Consider the following 24,714-nt stretch of genomic DNA (forward strand, 5'->3'; position numbering starts at 1 on the left):
CTTCAACCTTAACTTAAGGTTAAGCTATGGGCAAAAGGTGTAATACCTGTTATATATACATATTCGCCATCTGTTTGTAGTGTTCCGTTATGATAACCGTATTGTTCACTTTCCAATCTAGAAACCCGATTATGCACGTACAGCCCCGGCCCAAATGTAATTTGATCCTCTCCTACCTGATACATTCCAAAACCCGATTTAAGTAAATGTTTATCGGTATCCAAGGTTGTTGTTCCGGTTAACGTACCCCCTTTTTCAAAACACATCTCCAAGGTAACTTCCACATGGGGCGGTCCATCTACCTTGATATCAATGTTAAGTTTTCCGTTTTGCTCAATTAATGTTATGTCCGTAACCTGTGTTTTAACATTACTCTTTTTCCTAGAATCAAAGTCCATTTTGTTCCAAAATCTTTTATCGTGAGATTCCGACAATTTATAATCCCCATTATCCAAATGATATTGCTTTTCTAAAGGCTGGTAATAATAGGCTTCTTTCTTTTCATGTAATTTATAGGATGTTCCTTGTTTTGTAATTCCTTCGCTTCTAAAATAACCCATTCTAAAGAATGATGTTGACAATCGCATGTGTTTTAATATCACCGCTCCCTTACGAAACGTTAGAAAATTTGGGTTCGATGATTTCCCCGATACAATTTCCAACGGCCTATCATTACCACCAAATAAGGTCATTGTAATATTACCTCTCTTTATCCTAACCAAATGGGACGATGAAAACATCTTTTCATACTCCTCAAATACAAGATCGGATTTAGGCAACTCATACCCCAATTCTGGCTCAATCATAAATTCTATCAAGGAACGGGAAAGAATAACCGAATCAAAATCAGCAAATCCTTCTATTTGTTTCGTCATATATACCAGTAAAGGATTTTTAGTCCGTAGAGCCATATATCTATACTGCACATAAAACTTGGTTATTGTAGAAGGTCGTAATTGATCTTGCCTTCGAGAATCAATAGAGACTACATCACCATTTGGCTCTGTATAATAGCAATAAGTAATCAAGTTTTTAAGAACTGAATCTAGAAGCGCTGGCCTTTGTAGCGTTTTTGCAATGGTTATCAATGCCCTATTGATTACGGCGGAATAATTGGCACTACGCTCAAGATAATGACCATCATTATTGGTATAAACACCTTCCGCCAACCATTGCTCTATCCTATTGACGTATTTTTCGTCAGGATAAAGTTCATAAATTCCCGCTAAAGCTGCACAGACCACCCATCTATGGTTTGGGGTATGTACACCACCAGTTACCATTGCTTCCCCGGCATTTAAGATAAATTTTTCTATGCTTTTAGTCAAAATATTGGTGTTCTTGAAGTTGTCTTTTTTCAAAACACTCATTGCACCACATACATGCTCCAATACAAATGCCGTATCCGGAGGTGATTGCCGGTTTCCTCCAGAATCCAACGTACCATCTTCATATTGACCCTTCAATAAAATATCAGCATAAAGTTGCAAAGCTTCCAATACGCGTTGTGACCGATAAAAGTCTGAATCCTTATGGGAAAAAGAAGCTGCCATAACGGATATATTCCTGGCAACATTTCTATAGGAAGAAAATCTTTTTGAACTGGACAATTTCTCTTCATTTAACAATGATTTGACACTTTGATCATTGGCCTCTAAAACTCTTGATATTAGTAACTTATCACTTTTTTTATCTACAAATTTTATACCCATTGCCCATATACCTTGACTATACCATAATCCGGCCATGGCCAAGCTACCCGCTGATAAAAATTGTGCACGACTTATATTATTTTTCATGGTATGTTATAATGGCAAATGATTTCTTCCTTTAAATGTACTATTTCATTCTCTTAATTGACCCTGAACCATTCAATATCCTAAGCTGATAGTAGGTTTTAGTGAATTTCTTACGTAGTATAAAAATGAATAGAAGAAGGGCGGACAAACCAGTCCGCCCTAACTAACAAAAAACTGCTCACTCAACTAACAAATTTTCATGTATGCTTTTAATATCCAGGATTTTGCTCAATGTTATTATTGGATAAAATAATTTCCGTGGCCGGAATTGGTCTTAACAAATGAACAGATGGATCAAATGAACCATGGTCCACTACATGCGGGTTGTATTGATTAATACGCTCCTGCAATTTTCCAGTTCTTTTCAAATCGTTCCACCTACTGGCTTCACCGGCTAGTTCCAGGGCTCTTTCATTTAAAATATCATCAATTGTTACGGTAGCATAAAAATCCGCTTCTCCTGTTGCTCTTTCCCTTACAATATTGATATGGGAAAGCGCCTGTGCCGGACTTCCCGCTCCCAAATAAGCTTCTGCTGCAATTAAATGCGTTTCTGCAATCCTAAATACAAAAGTATCCCGGTAACCGCCTTCAAGCTCATCAAAACCAACATCTTCAAATTTTTTGAATATCGGGAAATTTGCAAAGATTGTATTATCCGTATACTGATAATTAACTCCGGCCACATTTTCCGGCGAATCATTAAAGTAATATTCATCTGGCTGATACACATAGTATCTGTTTAATTTATCCAATAGGTCATCTTCTGAAATCGCCTGCTTTGGAAAATAGATGATGGTATCACCAACCGCAATGTTATCCGTACCTACCGCATCCTCAGTATCTGTATACAACACCCTATGAAAGGTTGCCTCATCCCTAGTATCGTTTTCATCAAAAAGGGAATAGAAAAATTCTGTAGGCATAACATCACCACCTCTTATACCGTATGGGTTTTGTCTACTCATACCCGGTAATTCATTTACTGCAAATCTTATGATTGAATGCTTGGTGTTGTTTCTATCCTGAAAATCTCCTCCGGAACCATATTGAATGGAAAACAAGATTTCATCGTTTACCTGATTGTCATAATCAAAAACTTCAGCATAACTCTGTGTTCTGATATCATATCCACCTATAGCGGTTTCCGCCAAACTTGCGGCCGTACTAAAATCATTACTATCTCCAAAAGATGTATAAGCCCTAGTCAAATATACCTTTGCCAATAGATGCTGTGCCGCTCTCTTTGAAAGTCTGCCGGTTGCGGGCGCATCCTCCAAATTTGGAATGGACTCCTCTAAATCGGTAATTATTTGTGCATATGTTTCCTGCTCACTAGCACGGACATAATCAGAACTAATTTCATTGATTTCCTCTAAGGTAAGTACTACCCCACCAAACTGTTGCACCAGATTAAAATAAGCCATAGCACGCATTGTTCTAGCTTGTGCAATACCATTGTCCCTTGCAGGAATATTAGAAGGTGTCCATTCTATTTCATTGGTATATCGGTTTATTGCAATATTGGCTTTACTGATAACATTATAATTATCTCGCCACTCATTGGCAAACTCCCCTGTACTACTATTAATGTTTACATATACGTTTAAAGGGTGTAAATCTGTATTTACATTGCCCTGGGTGGTAAATATATCCGTACCGAGCATATGGATATCATATCCTTTGTATACGGCCCGTAATGAGTTATATACACCAACAACCAGCCTATCTGCATTGTCTTCCGTTATAAAATCCTCCCCTGTTAAATTAGAGAAATTTTCCTCTTCAATATATTTATTACAAGAATAGGCAGTAACAGCTAGAGCTGCAAGCATAAGCAACCGCCCTACATTTTTTTTATATCTATTCATTTTCTTAAATTTTATTTTTAGAATGCTACTTTTAAACCAATTAAGGTAGTCCTGGTCTGAAAACTCATATCATATGAATTCTGTAAACCTGTTTCTGGATCGGGTCCTTGAAAATCCGTGAACGTAAAAGGATTTTGAACATCTATGGACAACCTTGCGCTGGTCATATGAAACTTATCCAACAAGGTTGCAGGAAAACTATAGCCTAGACCAATATTTCCTATTTTCACAAAAGACATATCCTCAAAAAAGTATTCGCCTTGTGTTGGGCCTATTCCCGGTAACGGGTTATCTGCATTTGGTGAATCAGGTGTCCAATAGGCAGCATCTATCTTACTAAACCTCGTTTCGCCATTGGTATCATGATGTTGATGAAATTCCGAATGGCCAAAAACACCTTGTCTTGTATACATCATCACTGACATATCCAAATTCTTGTATTTAAAATTATTGGTCATACCCCCAGTCCAATCAGGTGCCGTAGTCCCAATTACGACCTTATCATTGGCGGCATCTAGTATACCATCATTATTCTGGTCAACATACTTATGTTCCCCTGGTACTGCATTATATACTGCGGCCTCAGCTGCTTCGTCTATTTGCCAAATACCATCTTTTTCATAAGAATATATAGCATCTGATGGCTGGCCCACTATTAAGGCACTATGCCTACCAAATACTTGTAAGTCCAAATCTCCTTCCAGCTTCAAAATCTCATTTTTGTTCTTGGCAAAATTTAAACTGGTATTCCAGCTAAAATCCTCTGTCTGTATATTCTTGGTATTCAAGGTAAATTCTATACCTCTATTGTTCATAGAACCAAAATTCCCTACCGCACTGCTAAATCCGGTAACATTCAACAAGTTTCTTGAAAATATGGCACCTTCCGTGGTCTTGTCATATAATTCCAAAGAAAAATTAACCCTGTTGTTCAGCATACCAAAGTCTACACCTAAGTTTACCTCGTCTGAAACTTCCCATGTCAATTCCGGATTTGAAAGACCGTTTACAATATTTCCGTTCGTTAGATCATCACCAAATAGATAATTGCTATTGTTCAAGAAAGCGAACGATCTATAAGGCGATACCGTATTGTAGTTTCCGGATTTACCATAACTAATCCTGAATTTTAAGTTGGTCAACCAATCTGCATTCTGTAAAAATTGCTCTTCACTGGCACGCCATGCAAAAGCAGCGGATGGAAAGAAGTTCCATTTGTTACCTTCGGCAAGTTTAGAAGCTCCATCATATCTACCTGTAAAAGTGAACAAATACTTATCATTGACATTGTAGTTTATACGTCCTGCCACAGAAGCCGTGGTTTCCTTTTCATAATACGAACTATATTGCCTAACATCCGTACCGGCGCTTGTATTATAAAAACCGTGAAAATCCGGAACATTCCTGGTTTCTATATTATTTCCTTCCAATTGGTTGTAATATACAGAAGTGATTAATGTTGCACCTAGTTTCTGCTTGTCCGTAATATCAAAATTAAAATCGGCCGTATTATCCCATGTATACGAGTTCCTTAAATCTACCCCATAATAAGCCCTGGTCCTGGAGGGATCGTTTCTTGCAGATTTAGTAAGTAACCCCCTATGCTCACCATTTCTGGTAGATGATAAATTAGGGGAGAACGTAGTTTTTAACTTTAACCAATCGCTAGGCTCATATTGAACATAGAAATTAGAGATTACATTTAAAATCCTTTGATTGTTTTTCCATGCCCCGTTTACCTCGTAATACGGATTAACGAATCGTTGGTCCTCATTATCAGGATATAATATCAATTCACCATTATCATCAAAAGGATCTGCGGTAACCGGCAATCTATAGGCGCTTCTAAATAGTTCCCTACTTCCTTTTTCTTGTTCTGAATAGGAGAGATATGCCCTTAGACCAATGGTAAAACGATTCATCTTTTTGGACAAGGAAGTTGAGGCGGTATAGCGCTCATATGCCTGGTCATTACCTACGACACCCTCATCTTTTAAGTAACCTATAGAACTGCTGTATACCAAACCATTTTGCCCTCCGGACATAGAAACTGTATGGCTTGACTGAACCGCTGTCCTGGTAATATAGTCTATCCAATCAAAATAATTTCTATTGGCGATATTGTCCGTTTCCCCATTATCAAAGAATGATTGGCTTCTATTAATCGTATAATTATCAAAATCTGCAGGGGTAGGATCTGGTGTTGAACTATTCAACCATTCTGCCTTCCATTGCTGTGCCCTTAAATTATCATCTATAAATTCAATATATTCATCTCCGGACATGATATCCACCAAATTACTCGCGGAACTTACCCCAAAAGAGGCGTCATATGAAAATTGTGTTTTACCTTCAATACCGTTCTTGGTGGTAATTATAACAACACCGTTAGCTCCCCTTGATCCATAAATGGCAGTGGCCGAAGCATCTTTTAGAATATCCATTTGTTGAATATCCGCAGGATTTAAAATATTGATGTTATCCAAGAATATCCCATCTACCACGTATAAAGGTCTGGATAAATCTGCCGTAACATCATCACTCTGCCCATCCGCATTTGCCTGGTTACTATTGGTAATTACCGTATTACCCCTTACCCTAATGGATAACGGTGAACCTGGCTTGGAATTTAAACGCCTTACATCTACACCGGCCACCGTTCCACGAACCGCCTGACCTAAATCCGTTCTGCGCTGTTCCGTTAATTCCTCTGCTCCAATAGATGCTACAGCGCCCGTTAAATCTGTTTTCTTAACGGACCCATAACCAATAACTACGACTTCATCTAGCTTTGCCGTATCCTCCATAAGAATTACATCTATTGTAGTTTGATTCTGGTAGACTATTTCTTGACCCTTAAAGCCTAGATAACTGAATACCAACGTTTCTCCTTTAGAAACCCTTATTTGATAATTTCCATCAAAGTCAGTTACCGTTCCGTTAGAGGTTCCTTTTACCATAATGTTTACACCGGGTATAGGAGTACCGGTTTCATCATTCACAACCCCAGAGAGTTGATCTTGGGCCCATAATGTAGAGCCCAGGCCCAGACAAATGACCCATATTAATTTTTTAAGTCCGTTCATAAGTTGATTGTTTAGTAGTTACGGACCGAATATATTTTAGCTTAAGGAAATTAATATGGACAAATCATTCCGAAACATGGATATAAAGTTTACAAAACAATCAATTACTTGATTATTAGCTATTTATAAATTGTAAAAAAATAACATTTTATTTACAAACGATGTATTTTTTAAAGAAATACATGCATTTTCTTCAATTTTATAGTATAAATTTTAGCAAAACAAAGCAATATTGACATGGATTTATTAAGATTAGTAAATTTTACACCCTACTATTGCGATTTTAAAAAAGATAATTGCCTATATAATGCAAAAAGGTTGATTTTCTTTTGCTTTATAAACCCTAACTTGTATATAGAATTGTTATAATGATATTCACTCCATTAGGTATGGCAAAAGCACAATATTCCATTTATGTTATTGAACTATCCAAGAAAATATATACTGAAAACAAAAAGTTTAGGGAGGCCAACCCTCAATTTAATGGTGTCCTGGAATGTTTATATGTAGGTATGACCAGCAAAACACCCAAAGAACGTTTTGAACAACATAAAAACGGCACATTAAGTAAAAAAGGAATTAATATTTCATCATCCATCGTAAGAAAATATGGGCTATATCTTAGGGGAAGCCTATACAATCATATTCCATTAATACCAACTAAAGTCGAGGCGTTAAAGATAGAAAAACAATTGGCATTGGAATTGCGCAGAAAAAAATATGCGGTCTGGTTCAATTAATAGGTTGTCCTGTAAAGCATTACACGTTTTTCATAATCTATTTTACTGCCGGAGTAACGGCATCTAATAGTTCATCCTCCATACCAAAATATTTTAAAGCGAAACCGAAAGCAATTACGGATAATATAACACCAACCAAAAATATGGTATAGGTCCAACGTAGCAATCTATACTTGTGCTGAAGTACTTTTCCTAAATAGTAAAGATCCATGGTCAAGGAGTCATATATTGACTCTTTATTTTTTATTATGTTCCTTATTTTTAATTTAAAATCTGAAAGATCCATTGAATGAAAGTTGCCAAAAAATAAAAAATTGGTATCCTTTTTCTTTATATCATCTTCCATAAGATTAGCGTTATCCACTTTGGGTCTGGTTGCTAAAACGGACATAATCATAGAAGCAATACTAAACAATATAAAGATTACTGTTGGGTAAATTAAATATGAATTGGAGGGCGCATCCAACTTGGGCAAAAGATTGGCCAATAACAATGAAATAATAATAGCATTGACCGATAGTAAAATATTTGCTTTTGTATCTGCTATATCACTTAATTTAATATGGTTTCTTAATTCAATACGGTAAAGGGATTGTATAGCACGTTGAGGACTTTCATCTTTCAATTTAGCCTTTAGCGTCTCTTTTTTATAATTCTTTTCCGCTTTTTGGATGGAAGAAATTAAGGAAAGCATATTATCTTCCTTTTTTTCCTGCCAATTTTCCTTTGCATAATCCGTATAGAACGTATGCTGAACCCTAAGTTTTTCTACATATTCCATTCGCCATGTATGCAGATCGGGAACTTTTTTCTCAAAATTTTGAAGTTCTAAACGCAGTAATTGTAAAAGTTCCTCAAAATCATTAGAAGCATAAAAAAAGGTATTGATGTCCTTAACCAATGCTTCCTCATTAGTTGTAGGATGTTCATTGGACCAAGCTTTTTCAATAAGCTTAACAACTTGATCTATTTCTTCTTCCGCAACTTCTTCTTGCCTTAAAAAATCTACGGCCAATTGTACACTTTCTGTAATGTGCCCATCATAATCTTTAGCGTATCCTGCATTTAAAAACCAAATTGCGACCAATACAAGATTTTGATCTATTTGGGTGTTATCCTCCTCTAAAATCAATTCCGCTTTTTTCACCAACTTATTGGTATACCCTTGACTATGAAAAAGAAAATTTTTATTCAATTGTTCCGCTAACAAAATTTTTACATATTTGGCCGCTTTTTTTACATGGGTAGAATTCATACTTGTGGTATTTACCTTATTTCTTGATTATGCCTTTTAATGTTTTGATTTATTATCTTTCATTGTTATAGTTCCCCGAACAACTGAAACAGGTCAATTGGGTGTCATTCAACTTTAAATCCTCTGAGCCATTTAATGGTTCGGTTACTGGTTCTGCGGAAGCTACAACATCATGAAATTCCTTGGCATAGGTTACCAAATCATTCCTTCTTTGCTTTATTTTACCAATCAAATTATCGGCATCCAATTCACGAATTTCTTTAGGCCATACCGCAAATGCCTTGGTAATTTCCTCATCTGATAATAATACTTGCAGTTCCCTAGCTTCCACCTTAAAAATATTTTCATCGAAATCTTTCATAAAATAAATATCAAAGGGAGAAACCAAACCTTCTAAAAAATCGATATCACTTTCAAATGATTGAACCTCCGGCAGAAATGTATTATTGGAAATTAATGTGGGGAGTACGCCCTCAAGATTAAAGAACGCATTATCTCGATCACAGGGCATGGGAATTGCTACCTTCATCTCTGAACTATCCTTGATTGCCCACCCCCACTGTTTAGAATGGCGGTCCCAATCACCAATAAGCAGATCGAACAACCTGGCCCTTACCAAGGCCCTATGATCAACAATTACATTTTTATTTTTCTCAAATTTAAGTTCTTGTAGGTCCTCAGTATCAAGCAATGTCCTTACCGCATTTATTCCTAGCCACTGTGCGTTTCCTTCTGTCTCATATTCCAATAGAAATAAACGGTTACCGAATTTCTCGTTATAATTGCCCAAAAACTCCTGTTCCGGAACAAAGACCAACTGTGGTCTGGTATTTAATATTTTTGCCGCATCAGCTAATTTGGCGACCACCAGGGCTGCATAAGGATGTTGTGCAGAAATACCATCCACCACTATATTTTCCAATCCAAGTGATTCTGCCACTTTAGGAATTAATGGCGAGGGATCTTTACTAACACTTCTAAGGGTAAGCAATGTACCATCTGCTGTTTTCAACTTTAAGGAATGTGTCTGGTGACCCCCACCCTCTTCTAAAATATGTACCCCGTCAAGTAAGGTATCCAAAAAGACGATAGGTACTTTTACTGGAGTTGACCACGCTTTTCTATATTGCTCTCCTTGCATTATGTTCTTTATAGTATTGCCTTCATAAAGTGTGCTGGCCGCAACCAAAACAGAATCAAATTCCCTGAAATTGATTTGTTTCATTTCTTCACGACCAACAATTTCACAAGTGTCAAAGGTTTTAGAAGTACTGGAAAGCGACCAATACGTGAAACCCACAAAAAGTGCTATCACAATAATTACAGCTAAAAGAACTTTTTTGCCCATTTCTACAGTTAGATTCCTATACTGTAAGATTACCTATTTTTTGAACGAACTTAGTTTGCTATAAATTTTTATTTTAACCTTAAACAATAATTTTAAAAGGATAATGTAGGTTGTAAAGGGTATTGCTGAAAGTCATTGTTACACTAAAAATCCGGTATAAAAAAAGGGGTAAACAACGGCCTTGGCCATGTTTACCCCAAATTTCCTGATTTAGGTTTATTATTTACTTAAATACATTTTACGCCTTGCGTAAAGATTGTAAAACTCATCGTCCTTAAGACTATCTATAAATAATATACTTTCACCTGTACTCTTCATTTCAGGCCCCAAATTCTTATTGACATTAGGGAATTTATTGAAGGAGAATACCGGTTGTTTAATAGCAAAACCTTCCAATTGCGGATTAAATGTGAAATCCTTGACCTTTTTTTCACCCAACATTACCTTGGTAGCGTAATTTACATAAGGTTCCTTATACGCTTTTGCTATAAACGGCACCGTACGTGATGCTCTTGGATTGGCTTCAATAATGTAGACTACCTCATCCTTGATAGCAAATTGTATATTGATTAGACCTACTGTATTCAATGCCAATGCAATTTTCTTGGTATGATCCTTTATCTGCTGCATTACCAATTCCCCTAAGTTAAAAGGTGGCAATGTAGCATTGGAATCCCCAGAATGTATACCGCAAGGCTCAATATGCTCCATTATACCAATAATGTAAACATCTTCCCCATCACAAATGGCATCTGCCTCTGCTTCTATTGCACCGTCTAGATAATGGTCAAGCAATAATTTATTATTTGGTATTTTTCGAAGAAGGTCCACAACATGCTCTTCCAATTCTTCTTTGTTGATTACAATCTTCATTCCCTGACCACCCAATACGTAAGAGGGTCTTACCAATAATGGAAAATCCAATTCTTCTGAAAGGGTCAATGCTTCATCTGCCGTTTCTGCTACCCCAAATTTTGGAAAAGGAATATCATTTTCTTTTAACAGCTCTGAGAAGCTTCCCCTATCCTCTGCCAAATCTAGCGATTCAAAACTAGTACCTATGATCTTAATACCGTATTTGGATAATTTCTCCGCCAATTTCAATGCGGTTTGACCACCTAACTGAACAATTACACCTTCTGGTTTTTCATGACGGATAATATCATAAATATGTTCCCAGAATACAGGCTCAAAATATAGCTTGTCCGCAGTATCAAAATCGGTAGAAACCGTTTCTGGATTACAATTGATCATTATAGTCTCATAACCACATTCTGCCGCGGCCAAAACACCATGTACACAACAGTAATCGAATTCTATACCCTGACCAATACGGTTAGGTCCCGAACCTAGAACTACAATTTTCTTTTTATCGGTAACTATACTATCATTCTCCACATACCGGGCTCCTTCAGCAGTTTCAATTTCTGCTTCAAAAGTAGAATAGTAATACGGTGTCATTGCCTTAAATTCTGCGGCACAGGTATCTACCAATTTATACACCCTGTTGATGTTCAGTTCGGTACGTTTGTTATAAACTTCGCTTTCATAACAATCCAACATATGGGCAATTTGTCTATCGGCAAAGCCTTTTTGCTTGGCCTCTAACAACAAATCCTTAGATAAAGTTGCAATGGTGTATTTGGATATTTCCTTTTCCAAGAAATGAAGCTCCTCATATTGCTTTAGGAACCACATATCTATTTTGGTGATTTCATGAATCCTACTCAACGGAATTCCTATTTGAATGGCGTCATAGATCACGAAAACACGGTCCCAACTTGGAATGGTCAATTTACTGATGATTTGCTCATAATTTTTATAGCCTTTACCATCCGCTCCCAATCCATTTCGTTTTATTTCCAGGGATTGAGTTGCTTTATGTAAGGCTTCTTGAAATGAACGCCCAATACCCATAACTTCCCCTACGGATTTCATCTGAAGCCCTAATGTCCTGTCCGAACCTTCAAACTTATCAAAATTCCAACGAGGTATTTTTACGATGACATAATCCAAGGTTGGCTCAAACAATGCCGATGTAGACTTTGTAATCTGATTATCCAATTCATCAAGCGTATAACCTATTGCCAATTTAGTTGCAACCTTTGCTATAGGATACCCAGTAGCTTTGGATGCCAATGCCGATGACCTTGATACACGTGGGTTAATCTCAATTGCTATAATATCTTCTTTCTCATCTGGACTAACGGCAAACTGCACATTACATCCTCCTTCAAAATCTCCAATACTGCGCATCATATGAATGGCCATATCACGCATTTTTTGGTATGTTTTATCGGATAGGGTCATTGCCGGCGCCACGGTTATGGAATCTCCGGTATGAATACCCATTGGGTCCATATTTTCTATAGCACAGATAATTACGACGTTATCGTTCTTATCCCTTAATAGTTCCAGCTCATATTCTTTCCATCCCATCAAGGCCTTATCGATCATTACCTCATGAATAGGTGAAATCTCCAGACCATAACTCAACTGTTCGTCAAAATCCTCTGCCTTATAAACAATGGAAGCTCCCGCACCGCCAAGTGTATATGAAGCCCTAATTACCAATGGAAATCCAAATTCCTGGGCAATTTCCTTTCCTTGCAAGAATGAGGTTGCAGTTGCCTGTGGTGCCATGCCTACACCTATTTTCAACATAAGTTCCCTAAACTGCTCCCTATCTTCGGTTATATTGATTGCGTCGATATCCACACCGATCAACTCTACTCCAAAATCTTCCCAAATACCCTTTTTATCGGCCTCTATACAAAGGTTCAATGCTGTTTGACCTCCCATGGTGGGCAAAACCGCATCAATTTGTGGATGGGCCTTTAAAATTTCAACAATAGATTTTGTGGTCAACGGTTTTAAGTATACATGATCCGCCATAGAGGGATCCGTCATAATGGTTGCCGGGTTACTATTAATTAAGATAGTCTCTATACCATCTTCACGTAATGAACGCAAAGATTGACTACCGGCATAATCAAATTCACATGCTTGCCCTATTACAATTGGGCCTGATCCTATTAATAAAATTGAGTTTAAATCTTTTCTTTTCGGCATTTTTGAAATATATATTTTGGGAATTGGTCAAAAAAAAGGTGTTACTTTCAGAAAAGTAACACCTAGATATTTTAAAAACTATACAATCATTATTTTTTATGTCTTGTTTCAGAGGAAACAGTCAATTTCTTTCTTCCTTTTGCTCTTCGTCTAGCAAGAACCTTTCTACCGTTTACGGAAGCCATACGCTCACGAAAACCATGTTTGTTCTTTCTCTTTCTCTTTGACGGCTGATATGTTCTTTTTTGTCCGGGCATCTCTTAAACCTTTACTATTATTTGATATTTTACAGAATCCTCTGTGAAACTGGGCGCAAATATACAAAGAGTTTTTTCTTTGGCAAGTGCTTATGAAAAAAATATTTTTATAATTCCGTACGGCTGAAAACAATGCTTTTGACTAATTTTGCCAGAATTAAACTTTTGTAGTGCCGTTGCCTATATTTTATTGGACTTACATGTACATACCATAGTATAGGTCAACAACCAATTAGATAAAAACAAACCTAAAACATGTTCAATAAAAATTTAAAATTAGTCATAGCCGGACTCATCATTGCATTTGCCATTTATCAATTTATAGAAGGATATATAGGTAACGGTATAAGCCTTCTATTGTTATCCACTATTTTTATCTTCCTTTATTTCAGAAATGAAATCATTCTTTTGGCATTTATGCGCATGAGAAAACAAGATTTGGAAGGAACAAAGAAATGGCTCGATAAAATAAAAAACCCAGAAGCGGCATTGACCGTAAAACAACAAGGATATTTTAATTACCTACATGGCATTATATTCTCACAGACCAATCTTACCCAAGCGGAAAAATATTTTAAGAAAGCCCTAAAACTTGGCCTGACCATGGATTATGATGTAGCCATGGCCAAACTAAGCCTTGCCGGTATAGCCATGCAAAAAAGACGTAAAAGAGAGGCGACTACGTTACTGAACGAAGCTAAAAAATTGGATAAAAACAATATGTTGACCGATCAGATTAAGATGATGCAACAGCAAATGAAAAAAATCTAATTATTTCTACTTACCCATTACATAGTATCCTTTATTAGGAATTTCTATAGTATATTTTTTACCGGAGGCATTATTTAAATGAGGTTCCCTTAACCAAGGATTGTGGCGCTTTAAAATTTTGTAATTGATTTCGTATTCCTGTGCAAAGTCGGCAAAATCACTTACAGGTGTATCTACCTCTACCGTAAAGGTCGGTACTGCGGTATACATATCATCCTTATCGATATGAAATCCATATTTCTCAGGATTGGAAAGTATTTCCTTAATGGCCATAATCCTAAATACATACCTACCGGTTTCGCTACCCAACAAAAGATCCCAATACGTATCTACCTGTTGAATCTTTAAATATTTGTTCACGGCCCCAGGGCCTGCATTATATGCTGCCGCTGTCAATGCCCAACTACCATACCTCTCTTTCCATTTCTTTAAATATTTACAGGCAACTTCCGTGGACTTTTCCAAATGATAGCGTTCATCTACGTTAGCGTTAACCTCAAGACCGTATTCCCTACCAGTATCTCTCATTATTTGCCAAAATCCTGTTGCGCCTGCGGGTGAAACCACATTGGTAAGACCACTTTCCGCAACTGCCAAATATTTAAAATCATCTGGAATACCATTTTTAGCCAATATTGGTTCTATGATCGGAAAATATTTGTTCGCCCTTTTCATTAACAATAAGGCATTGGACTGCCAATAGGTATTGACCAAAAATTCCCTATCCACACGCTCCATAATTTCTGGATCTTGCTGTGGTACCACCTCGCCGGCAAAATTTAAGTCCTCCGGAATATCTATAGACGAGATTCTGTACTCAGATGCTACATTAATTTGTACACTATCATTGGCAACCACTGTAGCGTTTAAATTATTTACATTAGTAGATTGTACGGCAAAAATTAAAGTTCCCGCTACAAAAACGACGCCCAAAAGCATCAATATATTCTTTATGACTTTCATATATGACAATTTAAAATTTTTCAACCTCTAATAGGTTTCTACCAAAGGTATATATAGAACTTTCTTATTCCAAAATAATTGCAGGCAAGTTCTCATTAAACCATTTTGCGCGATGTATGATCATTGTATGCGTACCGTTGGGAACCGTAATACAATCCTTTATCTTGGTTATGGGAAACACCGTATCCTTTTCTCCGTGAATGTGTACTAGATTGTTGGGCAACTCATTTTGTTTCCAATGAACCATTTTGTCAATACACCAATCTATATAGTCTGTATCTCTAATGGACATATAACGCTTATACAAGTCCAATCTTTTGACCACTGGTTCACCAAAGGCATATTTGGCCAGAAATTCAACATTATTCACTAACCTGGTAGGTAAAATTTTATGAACGCCAGTATAACGGGCAAAATTCATCTTATTGGGCATTTCTTGGGTCAACTTAATGCTTGATATTATAATTATTTTTTTTACCTCTATAAATTTCGACATTTCCTGCACCAATAGCCCTCCCAAAGAAACCCCGAGCAATACACTGTTCCCATGTTCTATCTTTTGGCACATCTGTTCTGCATAGCTTGTAAACGTACAGTTATGCGGAGGTATATCCCATTCTAAAAAATGCATCTTAAAATGCGTGTTGGGCAATTTTATATATTCAAATATAGCTGAACTAGCAGCCATACCGGGCATACAATAAACATGTATTAAATTATCGTTCATACGCATCAAACCATGTAAAAGATAGGAAATTAGGGATTTTTTAACTACTTTTGGTACAGAGTGTGAAAATCACCTATAACGATATAGGAAAAATTACGTACAGCATTTCAACAACAATAAATTACGATAGGAGAACGTCGTAATTTTTTTGTCTAGTACCAACACAAAAATAATCTATATGAACGATGTTATCATTAAGGACAATTCTTTTTTGCGCCAATTTGAAACGACCGTAAACGGTCATCTTGCCAGAATAGAATATTCTTCTCAAGAACGCAAAGTATTTCTTACCAAATTAGTTGTTCCTGAAGAAATTACCGAAGAAGGTTTTAGGGAAAATTTCATCAAAGCCGTTCTTAGCACCATACAGGAAAAAAATCTAAGAGTGGTACCTACGAGCCCGCACATTGCAGGATTTTTAAGAAAAAATCGATTACAGTATAAAGAAATGCTTCCTATCGGTATTCGAATTTAAGACATGTAAAAAGCCTTTCCGTTGGAAAGGCTTTTTTTTATACTTCTACACTTTGTTTTATAAATTCAAACCTCACTAAACCATCATTGGCTATTTCGGTCAATCTTACCTCATGCAAGGTATTTACCAAGTCCGGGTCCCAAGGTGACTTTACCTTAACGTAGTTTTCCGTAAAGCCATGGATATACCCTTCTTTATTTTCCCCTTCAAACAAAACCGTCAGCTCGTTTCCTAATTGGCTTTCATAAAACGCCCTTCTCTTTTTTACGGAAAGCCCACGTAACATTTTGCTTCGCTTACTCCTTACCTTTTTTGGAACAACACCTTCCATATTTGCAGCGGGAGTATTGTCCCTTTCAGAATAAGTAAACACATGTAAATAAGAAATATCCAAATTATTTAGATAGTGATAGGTCTCCAAAAAATGTTCTTCTGTCTCACCTGGAAAACCAACAATGACATCTACACCAATACAACAATTTGGCATGATAGTCTTTATACGTTCAATACGCTCAGTATACAGTTTGGTCATATACCTGCGCTTCATCAATTTTAATAACCTATCGCTACCACTTTGCAAAGGAATATGAAAATGAGGTACAAAGGTATTGCTCTGGGCAACAAAATCTATGGTTTCATCCTTAAGTAGGTTAGGCTCTATAGATGAAATGCGCAACCTATGGATGCCCGATACGTTGTCCAACGCCTGAACCAGGTCTAGAAAGGTATGTTCATGTCTTTTGTTCCCAAATTCACCTTTACCATAATCACCTATATTTACCCCTGTCAAGACAATTTCCTTAATTCCCTGTGCAGAGATATCTTTGGCATTCTGCAATACATTTTGCAAAGTGTCACTTCTGGAAATACCACGTGCAAGTGGTATAGTACAATAGGTACACTTATAATCGCAACCATCCTGCACCTTTAAAAAGGCTCTTGTACGGTCACCAATGGCATAACTACCTACATAAAAATCAGCGTCCTCAATTTCACACGAATGAATTTCACCATGGTCATTCTTGGTCAAATCATTAATGTAATCCGTAATCTTGAACTTTTCCGTGGCACCAAGTACTAAATCTACCCCATCTACATCTGCCAATTCTTCTGGTTTTAACTGGGCATAGCACCCAACCGCAGCAATAAAGGCATCTTCATTATTTTTTTGTGCCTGCTTAACAATGGTCTTGAATTTTTTATCCGCATTGTCCGTAACCGAACAGGTATTGATTACGTACATATCTGCCCTTTCGGTAAAATCTACACGCTCAAATCCTTCATCGGTAAAATTTCGGGCAATGGTAGATGTTTCCGAAAAATTCAATTTACATCCTAATGTATAAAAAGCTACCTTTTTTTTCATCCTACTATTTCTTGCAAGGTGCAAAAATACTTAAAGTTTATTGGAGCCACCAAGAACCAAAGTACCTCATAAAATACACGCTGCTTAATATTTTCTCCATTTTTTGGTAATCTCGAACACATGCCTTAAAATATCCGCCTCTATTTCGTTGAATTCCACACCCCTTCTTGCCATCATTACCTTAGCTACATCAAACGCCTTTTCTGGCTGATAGGCAGAAAATCCAGAAGCGCCTCCCCAACTAAAGCTAGGGACAAAATTTCTAGGAAATCCCGGGACGTAGATATTACTGTTTACCCCAATAACCGTACCTGTATTGAACATGGTGTTGATGGCCGTTTTACTATGGTCCCCCATCATTAGCCCGCAAAATTGCAGACCGGTCTGCTCAAAACTTTCCGTAGCATAATTCCATAAACGCACTTTTGCATAATTGTTCTTCAGGTTAGAGTTATTGGAATCCGCACCTATATTACACCATTCTCCCAATACCGCATTACCTAAATACCCTTCATGCCCTTTACTGGAGTAGCCAAAAATTACCGAATTGCTTACTTCACCACAAACTTTACTATAGGGACCAATGGTAGTCGCCCCATAAAGCTTGCCTCCCATTTTAATGATAGCGTGGTCACACAATGCCAAACCTCCCCTAATAAGACTACCTTCCCATATTTCTGAATTCCTACCTAAATATATTGGTCCGTCAGTGGCATTTAATATACTATATTCCACTTTTGCCCCTTCTTCCAAAAACACCCGCTCAGGATGTATTACCTGATTGGTCTTGGGTATAGGGCAACTTGTTCTGCCTTTTGTCAAAAAATCAAAATCTGACTGTAAAATAGTGGTATTTTTCTCAAAAATATCCCATGTATTGTTTATCTGCTCTAGAGTCTGATCAAAAACAATTTGCTCAAAAACAGAAAGTTGTGCATTATCCTTAACACTTGCACTGCAATAGGCCACCACCATTTCATCTTTCATGAGTACTTGACCCATTTTTAAAGAACCAATTGCCTTTAACAATGTATTTGATGGTAAGATGGATGCATCAATAAACACATTCTCGCTCTCTATGTGCAATGGAAACTTAGCCCTTAAATAATCTTCGGTCAAGGACGTAACCCCAACTTTTAAGTAAGCCGCCCAGCGTTCACGCATCGTCATAATACCAACCCTAATTTCAGCAACCGGACGTGTAAAGGTAAACGGCAATAAATGATCCCTACGTGGACCATCAAAGAGAATATAATTCATACAAGATGATTTTTAACAAAATTAATAAATATCCGCAGAGGTACTATATTTTATGGTTCAGTGTTCCTAAAACCAAGTTGAATGCAAAAAGAAACGCCCTCGAACAAATTCGAGGGCGCTATATTCTAGTATATAAGAAAAATTAATTGTACACCAATTTCTACTCTTCCTTCTTTTCTTCCTTAGCAAATTTCTTGTACTTGTTCTTAAATTTATCGATACGACCTGCGGTATCCAAAAATTTAGCCTTACCAGTGTAAAACGGATGTGATGTTCTTGAAATTTCCAATTTAACCAAAGGATATTCAACACCTTCAACCTCTAAAGTCTCTTTTGTTTCAGCTGTTGATTTAGTTAAAAATACTTCATCATTGGACATGTCCTTAAAGGCCACTATCCTGTAATTTTCTGGGTGTATATCTTTTTTCATTTTAAAAACTTTATTGCACCCATTCCGACGGGCACTCATTTTAAGGCTGCAAATTTAGTGAAAAACTCCAAAATACCAATTAGAAACATCAAAAAATATAAAAAAATAAATTGCAGACTTATGTAACATTGTCATACATTACCATACCTATATAGAAATCAACCTTTAAAAATAAAAATCATGGAAGAAAACCAACCAAAAACTGGCAAGTTTGCCTTGAATTATGGGCTTGTTACTGGAATTATCGGAGTTATATTCGGCATCATGCTCTATATCATGGACATGCATTATGAGCAAGGAGCGGCCGTACAAATTACACAGACCTTAATTCTTGCCGCAGGTATTGTTATGGCAATCATACAATTTAAAAAGACGGGCAACGGACTTTTATCAATTTCTGAAGCTTTAAAAGTTGGTGCAGGTGTAGCTCTAATTGCAGCAATTGTAGGATTATTGTATTTCTTTTTACTATCCAATGTCATAGAACCTGACTATTTAGATAAAGTATACGAAATAGGTAAAGTAAAAGCTATGGCAGACAACCCTAGCCTTACCGAAGAACAAATTGATCAAGGTATAGAGATGCAAAAAGGGTTTGCATGGGTCATGTATCCTATAGGTCTTATAATTAATGTTGTAATTGGCCTGATCATTGGCCTAATCACCGGTCTTATTCTAAAAAAAGAAGAAGCGGCTTATTAATACCTAAGTAATTGTAGTATTTTTGGGGGCAATACCAGAAGTAGCACATGCAATTATCTATTGTAATTCCATTACTTAACGAAGAAGAATCACTTAAGGAACTTCATGATTGGATTGTATCCGTAATGCAATCCAATCATTTTTCGTATGAAATACTTTTTGTGGACGATGGCAGCACGGACGGTTCCTGGAATGTCATCAACCAACTTTCACAGAAAAACCCATTTGTAAAAGGAATACATTTTCAAAGAAACTTTGGCAAATCACAAGCCTTGCACGCCGGTTTCAAGGCGGTTACAGGTGATGTAATTATCACCATGGATGCAGACCTACAGGATAATCCAGAAGAAATACCCCAGTTATACCAAATGATAACCGAACAAGGTTATGAGCTTGTATCCGGTTGGAAAAAGAAACGTTATGATTCTATAATCTTCAAAAACACCCCATCTAAATTATTCAATTGGGCCGCCAGAAGAACATCTGGAGTTCGTCTTCATGATTTTAACTGCGGTTTAAAGGCCTATGCCAAGGATGTGGTCAAAAACATTGAAGTTTCTGGAGAAATGCACAGGTATATCCCCGTATTGGCAAAAAATGCGGGTTTCTCAAAGATTGGAGAAAAAGTAGTTCAACACCAAGCCCGCAAATACGGCAGCACTAAATTTGGTATGGAAAGATTTATAAACGGTTTTTTAGATTTATTGACCATTTGGTTCGTATCAAGATTTGGAAAACGGCCCATGCATTTGTTCGGTGCCCTTGGTGTACTTATGTTCTTTATTGGCTTTTCTTTTGCCATTTATTTAGGTATCGATAAATTATTCATAAATCCGTTTGGAAGATTGATTACGGATCGACCTCAATTCTATATTTCATTGGTTGCCATGATTATTGGTACTCAGCTGTTCTTGGCAGGGTTTCTTGGTGAAATATTGATCAGGTCCAAAAAGGGGGAAAACAGATATATTGTATCCGAAGAAATTAACACGTCGCTTTCTGATAACTAAAATTCTCATTAACTTAATAGCATATAAACAACAACCATATGGATAACATCCTTGACACGGCCAAAACATGGCTGACCGATTTTTTTGATCCTGCAGTCAAAAAAGAAATTGAACACCTGATCGCCAATGATCAAGAGGAACTGAACGACCGTTTTTATAAAAATATGGAGTTTGGTACAGGTGGCATGAGGGGCGTAATGGGCGTAGGAACCAATAGAATAAATAAATACACCTTGGGCAAAAGTACGCAAGGACTTAGTAATTACCTGAATAAAGTCTATACAGGTGAGGAAATCAAGGTCGTAATAGCTTTTGATTGCCGTAATAATAGCGATACTCTGGCAAGAACCGTCGCAGAAGTGTTTTCTGCCAATGGTATCAAGGTTTTTCTATTTTCAGAATTACGGACCACCCCAGAACTTTCATTTGCCGTAAGGTATTTAGACTGCCATGCCGGTATAGTTTTAACGGCATCCCACAACCCACCAGAATATAATGGATATAAGGTTTACTGGACGGATGGCGGACAAATTGTACCACCACAGGACGGAGAAATTATAGCGGAAATCAACGCCCTTGGTTTTGAAGATATCAAATTCACTGCCAACGATGCGCTAATACAAGTTATTGACAAAGAAGTTGATGATGCCTTTATTCAACAATCGGTTCAGGCCGGTAGTTTCAATGCAGATGGCAAAGATGATTTTAAAATTGTGTTTACCTCATTGCACGGAACCTCTATAACCGCAATACCGGAAGTATTAAAACAAGGTGGGTATGATAACGTTACCATTATAGAAGAACAAGCAAAACCAGATGGTAATTTTCCCACGGTGAAATCCCCTAACCCAGAGGAGTCAGAAGCACTTTCCATGGCCGTAAAAAAAGCTGAAGAAATTGGTGCGGACATGGTTGTAGGTACTGATCCAGATAGTGACCGTTTAGGTATTGCCGTGCGTAATCTTGAAGGTGAAATGGAAATTGTTAACGGAAACCAAGCTATGGTTTTAATGACAAAATTCCTTCTTGAAAAGAGAAAGGAAAAAGGCTTTAAAGGAAATGAATTTATTGCCACAACAATTGTATCTACGCCAATGATGGAGGCTATGGCTAAAGCTTACGGAGTAGAGTTCAAAACATCACTTACTGGTTTTAAATGGATCGGTAAGATGATCAAAGACTTCCCTGAATCTGATTTTATTGGCGGAGGCGAAGAAAGCTTTGGATATATGGTAGGTGATTTTGTACGTGATAAAGATGCGGTTACCTCTACCCTATTGGCATGTGAAATAGCCAGTCAGGCAAAAGCTAATGGCAGTTCTTTCTATAAAGACCTAATTCAATGTTATGTTGATTATGGCTTCTATAAAGAGCATCTAGTTTCCATTACCAAAAAAGGCATTAGTGGTGCCGAGGAAATTAAGCAGATGCTTAAGGATTTTAAAGAAAACCCAGTGGAATCAGTTGCTGGCTCCAAGGTTAAATGGATCGAAGATTACAACACATCAATTGCAAAAAATGTATTGACCGGTGAAGAAAAGGCCATTGACATTCCAAAATCCAACGTATTAATATACGAAACCGAGCATGGTACCAGAATTGCCGCAAGGCCTAGCGGTACGGAACCTAAGGTTAAATTTTACATCAGCACGAATACAAAATTGGAGAAGATTGAAGATTACAAAAAAGTATCGGCAGAACTTGATCAGAAAATCAAAAATATTCTTTCTGAGCTTAACTTAGGTTAATGAACTATTTTAAAAAGATCCTTCGCTTTGCGAAGCCTTACAGGATATATGCGCTACTGAACATTATATCCAATATTTTTTATGCACTGTTTTCAACATTGGCAATGATATCCTTATTTCCAATGTTGAACGTGCTCTTTAAGCAAACAGAGAAAATATATACCAAACCAGAATGGACAGGTATTTCTAATTTAAAAAATTATGTAACCGATACTTTAAACTTTTTTGTTACGGAACAAAGCGAACAAAGTGATCCCGGAGAGGTGCTCATGCTTATGGTTGGGTTGATTATTACAATGTTTCTTCTTAAGAATCTTTTTAATTACTTAGCCATGTACTTCATTACATTTCTGCGCAATGGCGTTCTAAAAGATTTGCGAAACGAACTGTATGATAAAACAATAGAATTGCCCATATCCTATTATTCCGAAAAAAGAAAAGGCGATACAATTGCCCGTATTACATCAGATGTATTGGAGATTCAACATTCGTTTTTATCTATATTGGAATTAATTGTAAGAGAACCGTTGACAATAATTTTTACAATTGCAGCCATGTTGGCTATTAGTCCTAAGCTAACATTGTTTGTATTTCTATTTCTACCGCTCTCCGGATTTCTAATTTCATTGATAGGAAAATCTTTAAAACGAAAATCTGACAAGGTTCAAAATGAACAAGGTTTCTTTTTATCCATCTTAGAGGAAACTCTAGGTGGGTTACGAGTTATTAAAGCATTTAATGCGGAATCTGTATTTGCCAAAAAATTCCAATCTTCCACAAAAAGGTTTTTCAATTTTTCCAATAGTCTGCTCAATAGACAAAACTTAGCATCCCCAACGAGCGAGTTTTTTGGTATAGCCGCCATAGGCGTAATTCTTTGGTATGGAGGTCAAATGGTTCTTGTAGACAAAACATTGGAAGCTGAGCTCTTTATTACGTATATGGCACTGTCCTATCAGATACTTACTCCTGCCAAATCTATAAGCAAAGCATCCTATAGTGTCAAAAAAGGTAATGCGGCGGCTGAACGTGTTTTAGAAATTTTAGAGACAGAGAACCCTATTGCAGAGATTAAAAATCCTATTGAACTAACGTCATTTGACAGTGACATAAAACTTCAGCATATTTCGTTCAAATATGAGGATGAATACGTTCTTAAAAACTTTGACCTGACGGTAAAAAAAGGTACTACCGTAGCCCTTGTTGGGCAATCCGGTAGCGGCAAAAGTACCATAGCCAACCTTGTTACAAGATTTTACGATGTCAACGAAGGTGAAATAAGTATTGACGGCAACAATATTAAAAACCTGAGTAAAAAATCGCTCAGAGGTTTAATGGGACTTGTTACCCAAGACTCCATTCTGTTCAATGATACCGTAAAAAACAACATAGCGCTAGGAAAGGAAAATGCTACGGAAGTAGAGATTATGGCTGCGGCCAAAATTGCCAATGCACATGATTTTATCATGGAACTACCTAAAGGCTATGACACCAATATTGGGGACAGTGGCAATAAATTAAGTGGAGGACAAAAACAACGGCTGTCCATTTCAAGGGCCGTCTTAAAGAATCCGCCCATTATGATTTTAGACGAAGCAACATCTGCCCTGGACACTGAGAGCGAACGTTTGGTTCAGGATGCCTTGGAGAAAATGATGAAGAACAGAACCTCCATAGTAATAGCCCACCGTTTATCTACCATTCAAAACGCGGACAACATTGTAGTTCTGCAAAAAGGGGAAATTGTGGAACAAGGTACCCATACCCAATTGTTAGCGTTGAACGGCACTTATAAAAAATTGGTACAGATGCAATCGTTGGCATCCTAAAGGCC

At 37.1% G+C, this 24,714-nt stretch carries 19 protein-coding genes; 7 read left to right on the forward strand and 12 right to left on the reverse strand.

Features of this window, described 5'->3' with window-relative positions; translation table 11 throughout:
• Nucleotides 1-8: 8 nt before the first annotated feature.
• The 3 genes from JM81_RS03685 to JM81_RS03695 form a co-directional block, all read right to left on the reverse strand.
• Nucleotides 9-1,799, reverse strand: coding sequence for a hypothetical protein (locus JM81_RS03685; protein WP_144800728.1), 1,791 nt, complete (start codon nt 1,797-1,799; stop codon nt 9-11).
• Between the two features lie 209 nt (nt 1,800-2,008).
• Nucleotides 2,009-3,670, reverse strand: a complete 1,662-nt coding sequence (locus tag JM81_RS03690; protein ID WP_144800729.1) for a RagB/SusD family nutrient uptake outer membrane protein — start codon at nt 3,668-3,670, stop codon at nt 2,009-2,011.
• Nucleotides 3,671-3,687: 17 nt separating this feature from the next.
• A complete protein-coding gene (locus JM81_RS03695; RefSeq protein WP_144800730.1) occupies nt 3,688-6,756 on the reverse strand; it encodes a SusC/RagA family TonB-linked outer membrane protein in 3,069 nt (1,022 codons plus the stop codon).
• 389 nt (nt 6,757-7,145) lie between these two features.
• On the opposite strand from JM81_RS03695, the gene JM81_RS03700 reads away from it, so the two are divergent.
• Entirely contained in the window at nt 7,146-7,496 is a 351-nt protein-coding gene (locus JM81_RS03700) for a GIY-YIG nuclease family protein (RefSeq protein ID WP_144800731.1), read from the forward strand.
• 37 nt (nt 7,497-7,533) lie between these two features.
• Here the strand turns inward: JM81_RS03700 and JM81_RS03705 are convergent, their stop codons facing one another.
• From JM81_RS03705 to rpmH, 4 genes are all read right to left on the reverse strand, one after another.
• Nucleotides 7,534-8,751: a Pycsar system effector family protein gene (locus JM81_RS03705; protein WP_144800732.1), complete on the reverse strand. Its 1,218-nt coding sequence runs from the start codon at nt 8,749-8,751 to the stop codon at nt 7,534-7,536.
• A gap of 52 nt (nt 8,752-8,803) precedes the next feature.
• Nucleotides 8,804-10,099, reverse strand: a complete 1,296-nt coding sequence (locus JM81_RS03710) for a hypothetical protein (RefSeq protein ID WP_261374950.1) — start codon at nt 10,097-10,099, stop codon at nt 8,804-8,806.
• A gap of 219 nt (nt 10,100-10,318) precedes the next feature.
• Nucleotides 10,319-13,171 (reverse strand): carbamoyl-phosphate synthase large subunit, encoded by a 2,853-nt coding sequence (carB, locus tag JM81_RS03715; RefSeq protein WP_089260110.1) that lies wholly within the window; start codon nt 13,169-13,171, stop codon nt 10,319-10,321.
• Between the two features lie 89 nt (nt 13,172-13,260).
• Nucleotides 13,261-13,428 (reverse strand): 50S ribosomal protein L34, encoded by a 168-nt coding sequence (rpmH, locus tag JM81_RS03720; protein ID WP_027067351.1) that lies wholly within the window; start codon nt 13,426-13,428, stop codon nt 13,261-13,263.
• Nucleotides 13,429-13,683: 255 nt separating this feature from the next.
• Here rpmH and JM81_RS03725 point away from each other — a divergent pair, with 255 nt between their 5' ends.
• A complete protein-coding gene (locus tag JM81_RS03725) occupies nt 13,684-14,199 on the forward strand; it encodes a DUF2892 domain-containing protein (protein WP_144800733.1) in 516 nt (171 codons plus the stop codon).
• 6 nt (nt 14,200-14,205) lie between these two features.
• Here JM81_RS03725 and JM81_RS03730 read toward each other — a convergent pair whose 3' ends face one another.
• Together JM81_RS03730 and JM81_RS03735 are read right to left on the reverse strand one after the other, a co-directional pair.
• The gene (locus JM81_RS03730) at nt 14,206-15,162 is read right to left on the reverse strand and encodes a lytic transglycosylase domain-containing protein (RefSeq protein WP_144800734.1); all 957 of its coding nucleotides are present in this window, start codon (nt 15,160-15,162) and stop codon (nt 14,206-14,208) included.
• A gap of 64 nt (nt 15,163-15,226) precedes the next feature.
• On the reverse strand, nt 15,227-15,889 hold the full coding sequence (locus tag JM81_RS03735) for a YqiA/YcfP family alpha/beta fold hydrolase (protein WP_144800735.1): 663 nt from the start codon (nt 15,887-15,889) through the stop codon (nt 15,227-15,229).
• A gap of 178 nt (nt 15,890-16,067) precedes the next feature.
• Here JM81_RS03735 and JM81_RS03740 point away from each other — a divergent pair, with 178 nt between their 5' ends.
• On the forward strand, nt 16,068-16,364 hold the full coding sequence (locus JM81_RS03740) for a GNAT family N-acetyltransferase (protein ID WP_089260107.1): 297 nt from the start codon (nt 16,068-16,070) through the stop codon (nt 16,362-16,364).
• Between the two features lie 37 nt (nt 16,365-16,401).
• On the opposite strand, the gene mtaB is transcribed toward JM81_RS03740, so the two are convergent.
• The 3 genes from mtaB to JM81_RS03755 all read right to left on the reverse strand — a co-directional run bounded on the left by mtaB (nt 16,402) and on the right by JM81_RS03755 (nt 19,420).
• Nucleotides 16,402-17,730, reverse strand: coding sequence for a tRNA (N(6)-L-threonylcarbamoyladenosine(37)-C(2))-methylthiotransferase MtaB (mtaB, locus tag JM81_RS03745; protein WP_144800736.1), 1,329 nt, complete (start codon nt 17,728-17,730; stop codon nt 16,402-16,404).
• Between the two features lie 84 nt (nt 17,731-17,814).
• A complete protein-coding gene (locus JM81_RS03750) occupies nt 17,815-18,990 on the reverse strand; it encodes a GlmU family protein (protein ID WP_144800737.1) in 1,176 nt (391 codons plus the stop codon).
• A 160-nt stretch (nt 18,991-19,150) separates the two neighbouring features.
• Nucleotides 19,151-19,420 carry a type B 50S ribosomal protein L31 gene (locus JM81_RS03755; protein ID WP_089260591.1) on the reverse strand — a complete coding sequence of 90 codons (270 nt, stop codon included), beginning with the start codon at nt 19,418-19,420 and terminating at the stop codon, nt 19,151-19,153.
• 180 nt (nt 19,421-19,600) lie between these two features.
• On the opposite strand from JM81_RS03755, the gene JM81_RS03760 reads away from it, so the two are divergent.
• The 4 genes from JM81_RS03760 to JM81_RS03775 are packed head-to-tail and all read left to right on the forward strand — an operon-like array spanning nt 19,601 to nt 24,709.
• Nucleotides 19,601-20,122, forward strand: a complete 522-nt coding sequence (locus JM81_RS03760) for a DUF4199 domain-containing protein (protein WP_089260104.1) — start codon at nt 19,601-19,603, stop codon at nt 20,120-20,122.
• A gap of 47 nt (nt 20,123-20,169) precedes the next feature.
• The gene (locus tag JM81_RS03765) at nt 20,170-21,132 is read left to right on the forward strand and encodes a glycosyltransferase family 2 protein (RefSeq protein ID WP_089260103.1); all 963 of its coding nucleotides are present in this window, start codon (nt 20,170-20,172) and stop codon (nt 21,130-21,132) included.
• A 38-nt stretch (nt 21,133-21,170) separates the two neighbouring features.
• Complete coding sequence (locus JM81_RS03770) at nt 21,171-22,880, forward strand: phospho-sugar mutase (RefSeq protein ID WP_144800738.1); 1,710 nt, start codon at nt 21,171-21,173, stop codon at nt 22,878-22,880.
• Nucleotides 22,880-24,709: an ABC transporter ATP-binding protein gene (locus tag JM81_RS03775; protein ID WP_144800739.1), complete on the forward strand. Its 1,830-nt coding sequence runs from the start codon at nt 22,880-22,882 to the stop codon at nt 24,707-24,709. The genes JM81_RS03770 and JM81_RS03775 overlap by 1 nt, the downstream gene beginning before the upstream one ends.
• Nucleotides 24,710-24,714 lie beyond the last annotated feature (5 nt).

It is taken from the genome of Maribacter sp. MAR_2009_72 (assembly GCF_007827235.1).
GTDB lineage: Bacteria > Bacteroidota > Bacteroidia > Flavobacteriales > Flavobacteriaceae > Maribacter > Maribacter sedimenticola.

Excerpts from the sequence above, each read along its gene's own strand:
- JM81_RS03685 (WP_144800728.1), bottom strand. The coding sequence starts at position 1,799 with ATGAAAAATAATATAAGTCGTGCACAATTTTTATCAGCGGGTAGCTTG.
- JM81_RS03690 (WP_144800729.1), bottom strand. The coding sequence starts at position 3,670 with ATGAATAGATATAAAAAAAATGTAGGGCGGTTGCTTATGCTTGCAGCT.
- JM81_RS03695 (WP_144800730.1), bottom strand. The coding sequence starts at position 6,756 with ATGAACGGACTTAAAAAATTAATATGGGTCATTTGTCTGGGCCTGGGC.
- JM81_RS03700 (WP_144800731.1), top strand. The coding sequence starts at position 7,146 with ATGGCAAAAGCACAATATTCCATTTATGTTATTGAACTATCCAAGAAA.
- JM81_RS03705 (WP_144800732.1), bottom strand. The coding sequence starts at position 8,751 with ATGAATTCTACCCATGTAAAAAAAGCGGCCAAATATGTAAAAATTTTG.
- JM81_RS03710 (WP_261374950.1), bottom strand. The coding sequence starts at position 10,099 with ATGGGCAAAAAAGTTCTTTTAGCTGTAATTATTGTGATAGCACTTTTT.
- carB (WP_089260110.1), bottom strand. The coding sequence starts at position 13,171 with ATGCCGAAAAGAAAAGATTTAAACTCAATTTTATTAATAGGATCAGGC.
- rpmH (WP_027067351.1), bottom strand. The coding sequence starts at position 13,428 with ATGCCCGGACAAAAAAGAACATATCAGCCGTCAAAGAGAAAGAGAAAG.
- JM81_RS03725 (WP_144800733.1), top strand. The coding sequence starts at position 13,684 with ATGTTCAATAAAAATTTAAAATTAGTCATAGCCGGACTCATCATTGCA.
- JM81_RS03730 (WP_144800734.1), bottom strand. The coding sequence starts at position 15,162 with ATGAAAGTCATAAAGAATATATTGATGCTTTTGGGCGTCGTTTTTGTA.
- JM81_RS03735 (WP_144800735.1), bottom strand. The coding sequence starts at position 15,889 with ATGAACGATAATTTAATACATGTTTATTGTATGCCCGGTATGGCTGCT.
- JM81_RS03740 (WP_089260107.1), top strand. The coding sequence starts at position 16,068 with ATGAACGATGTTATCATTAAGGACAATTCTTTTTTGCGCCAATTTGAA.
- mtaB (WP_144800736.1), bottom strand. The coding sequence starts at position 17,730 with ATGAAAAAAAAGGTAGCTTTTTATACATTAGGATGTAAATTGAATTTT.
- JM81_RS03750 (WP_144800737.1), bottom strand. The coding sequence starts at position 18,990 with ATGAATTATATTCTCTTTGATGGTCCACGTAGGGATCATTTATTGCCG.
- JM81_RS03755 (WP_089260591.1), bottom strand. The coding sequence starts at position 19,420 with ATGAAAAAAGATATACACCCAGAAAATTACAGGATAGTGGCCTTTAAG.
- JM81_RS03760 (WP_089260104.1), top strand. The coding sequence starts at position 19,601 with ATGGAAGAAAACCAACCAAAAACTGGCAAGTTTGCCTTGAATTATGGG.
- JM81_RS03765 (WP_089260103.1), top strand. The coding sequence starts at position 20,170 with ATGCAATTATCTATTGTAATTCCATTACTTAACGAAGAAGAATCACTT.
- JM81_RS03770 (WP_144800738.1), top strand. The coding sequence starts at position 21,171 with ATGGATAACATCCTTGACACGGCCAAAACATGGCTGACCGATTTTTTT.
- JM81_RS03775 (WP_144800739.1), top strand. The coding sequence starts at position 22,880 with ATGAACTATTTTAAAAAGATCCTTCGCTTTGCGAAGCCTTACAGGATA.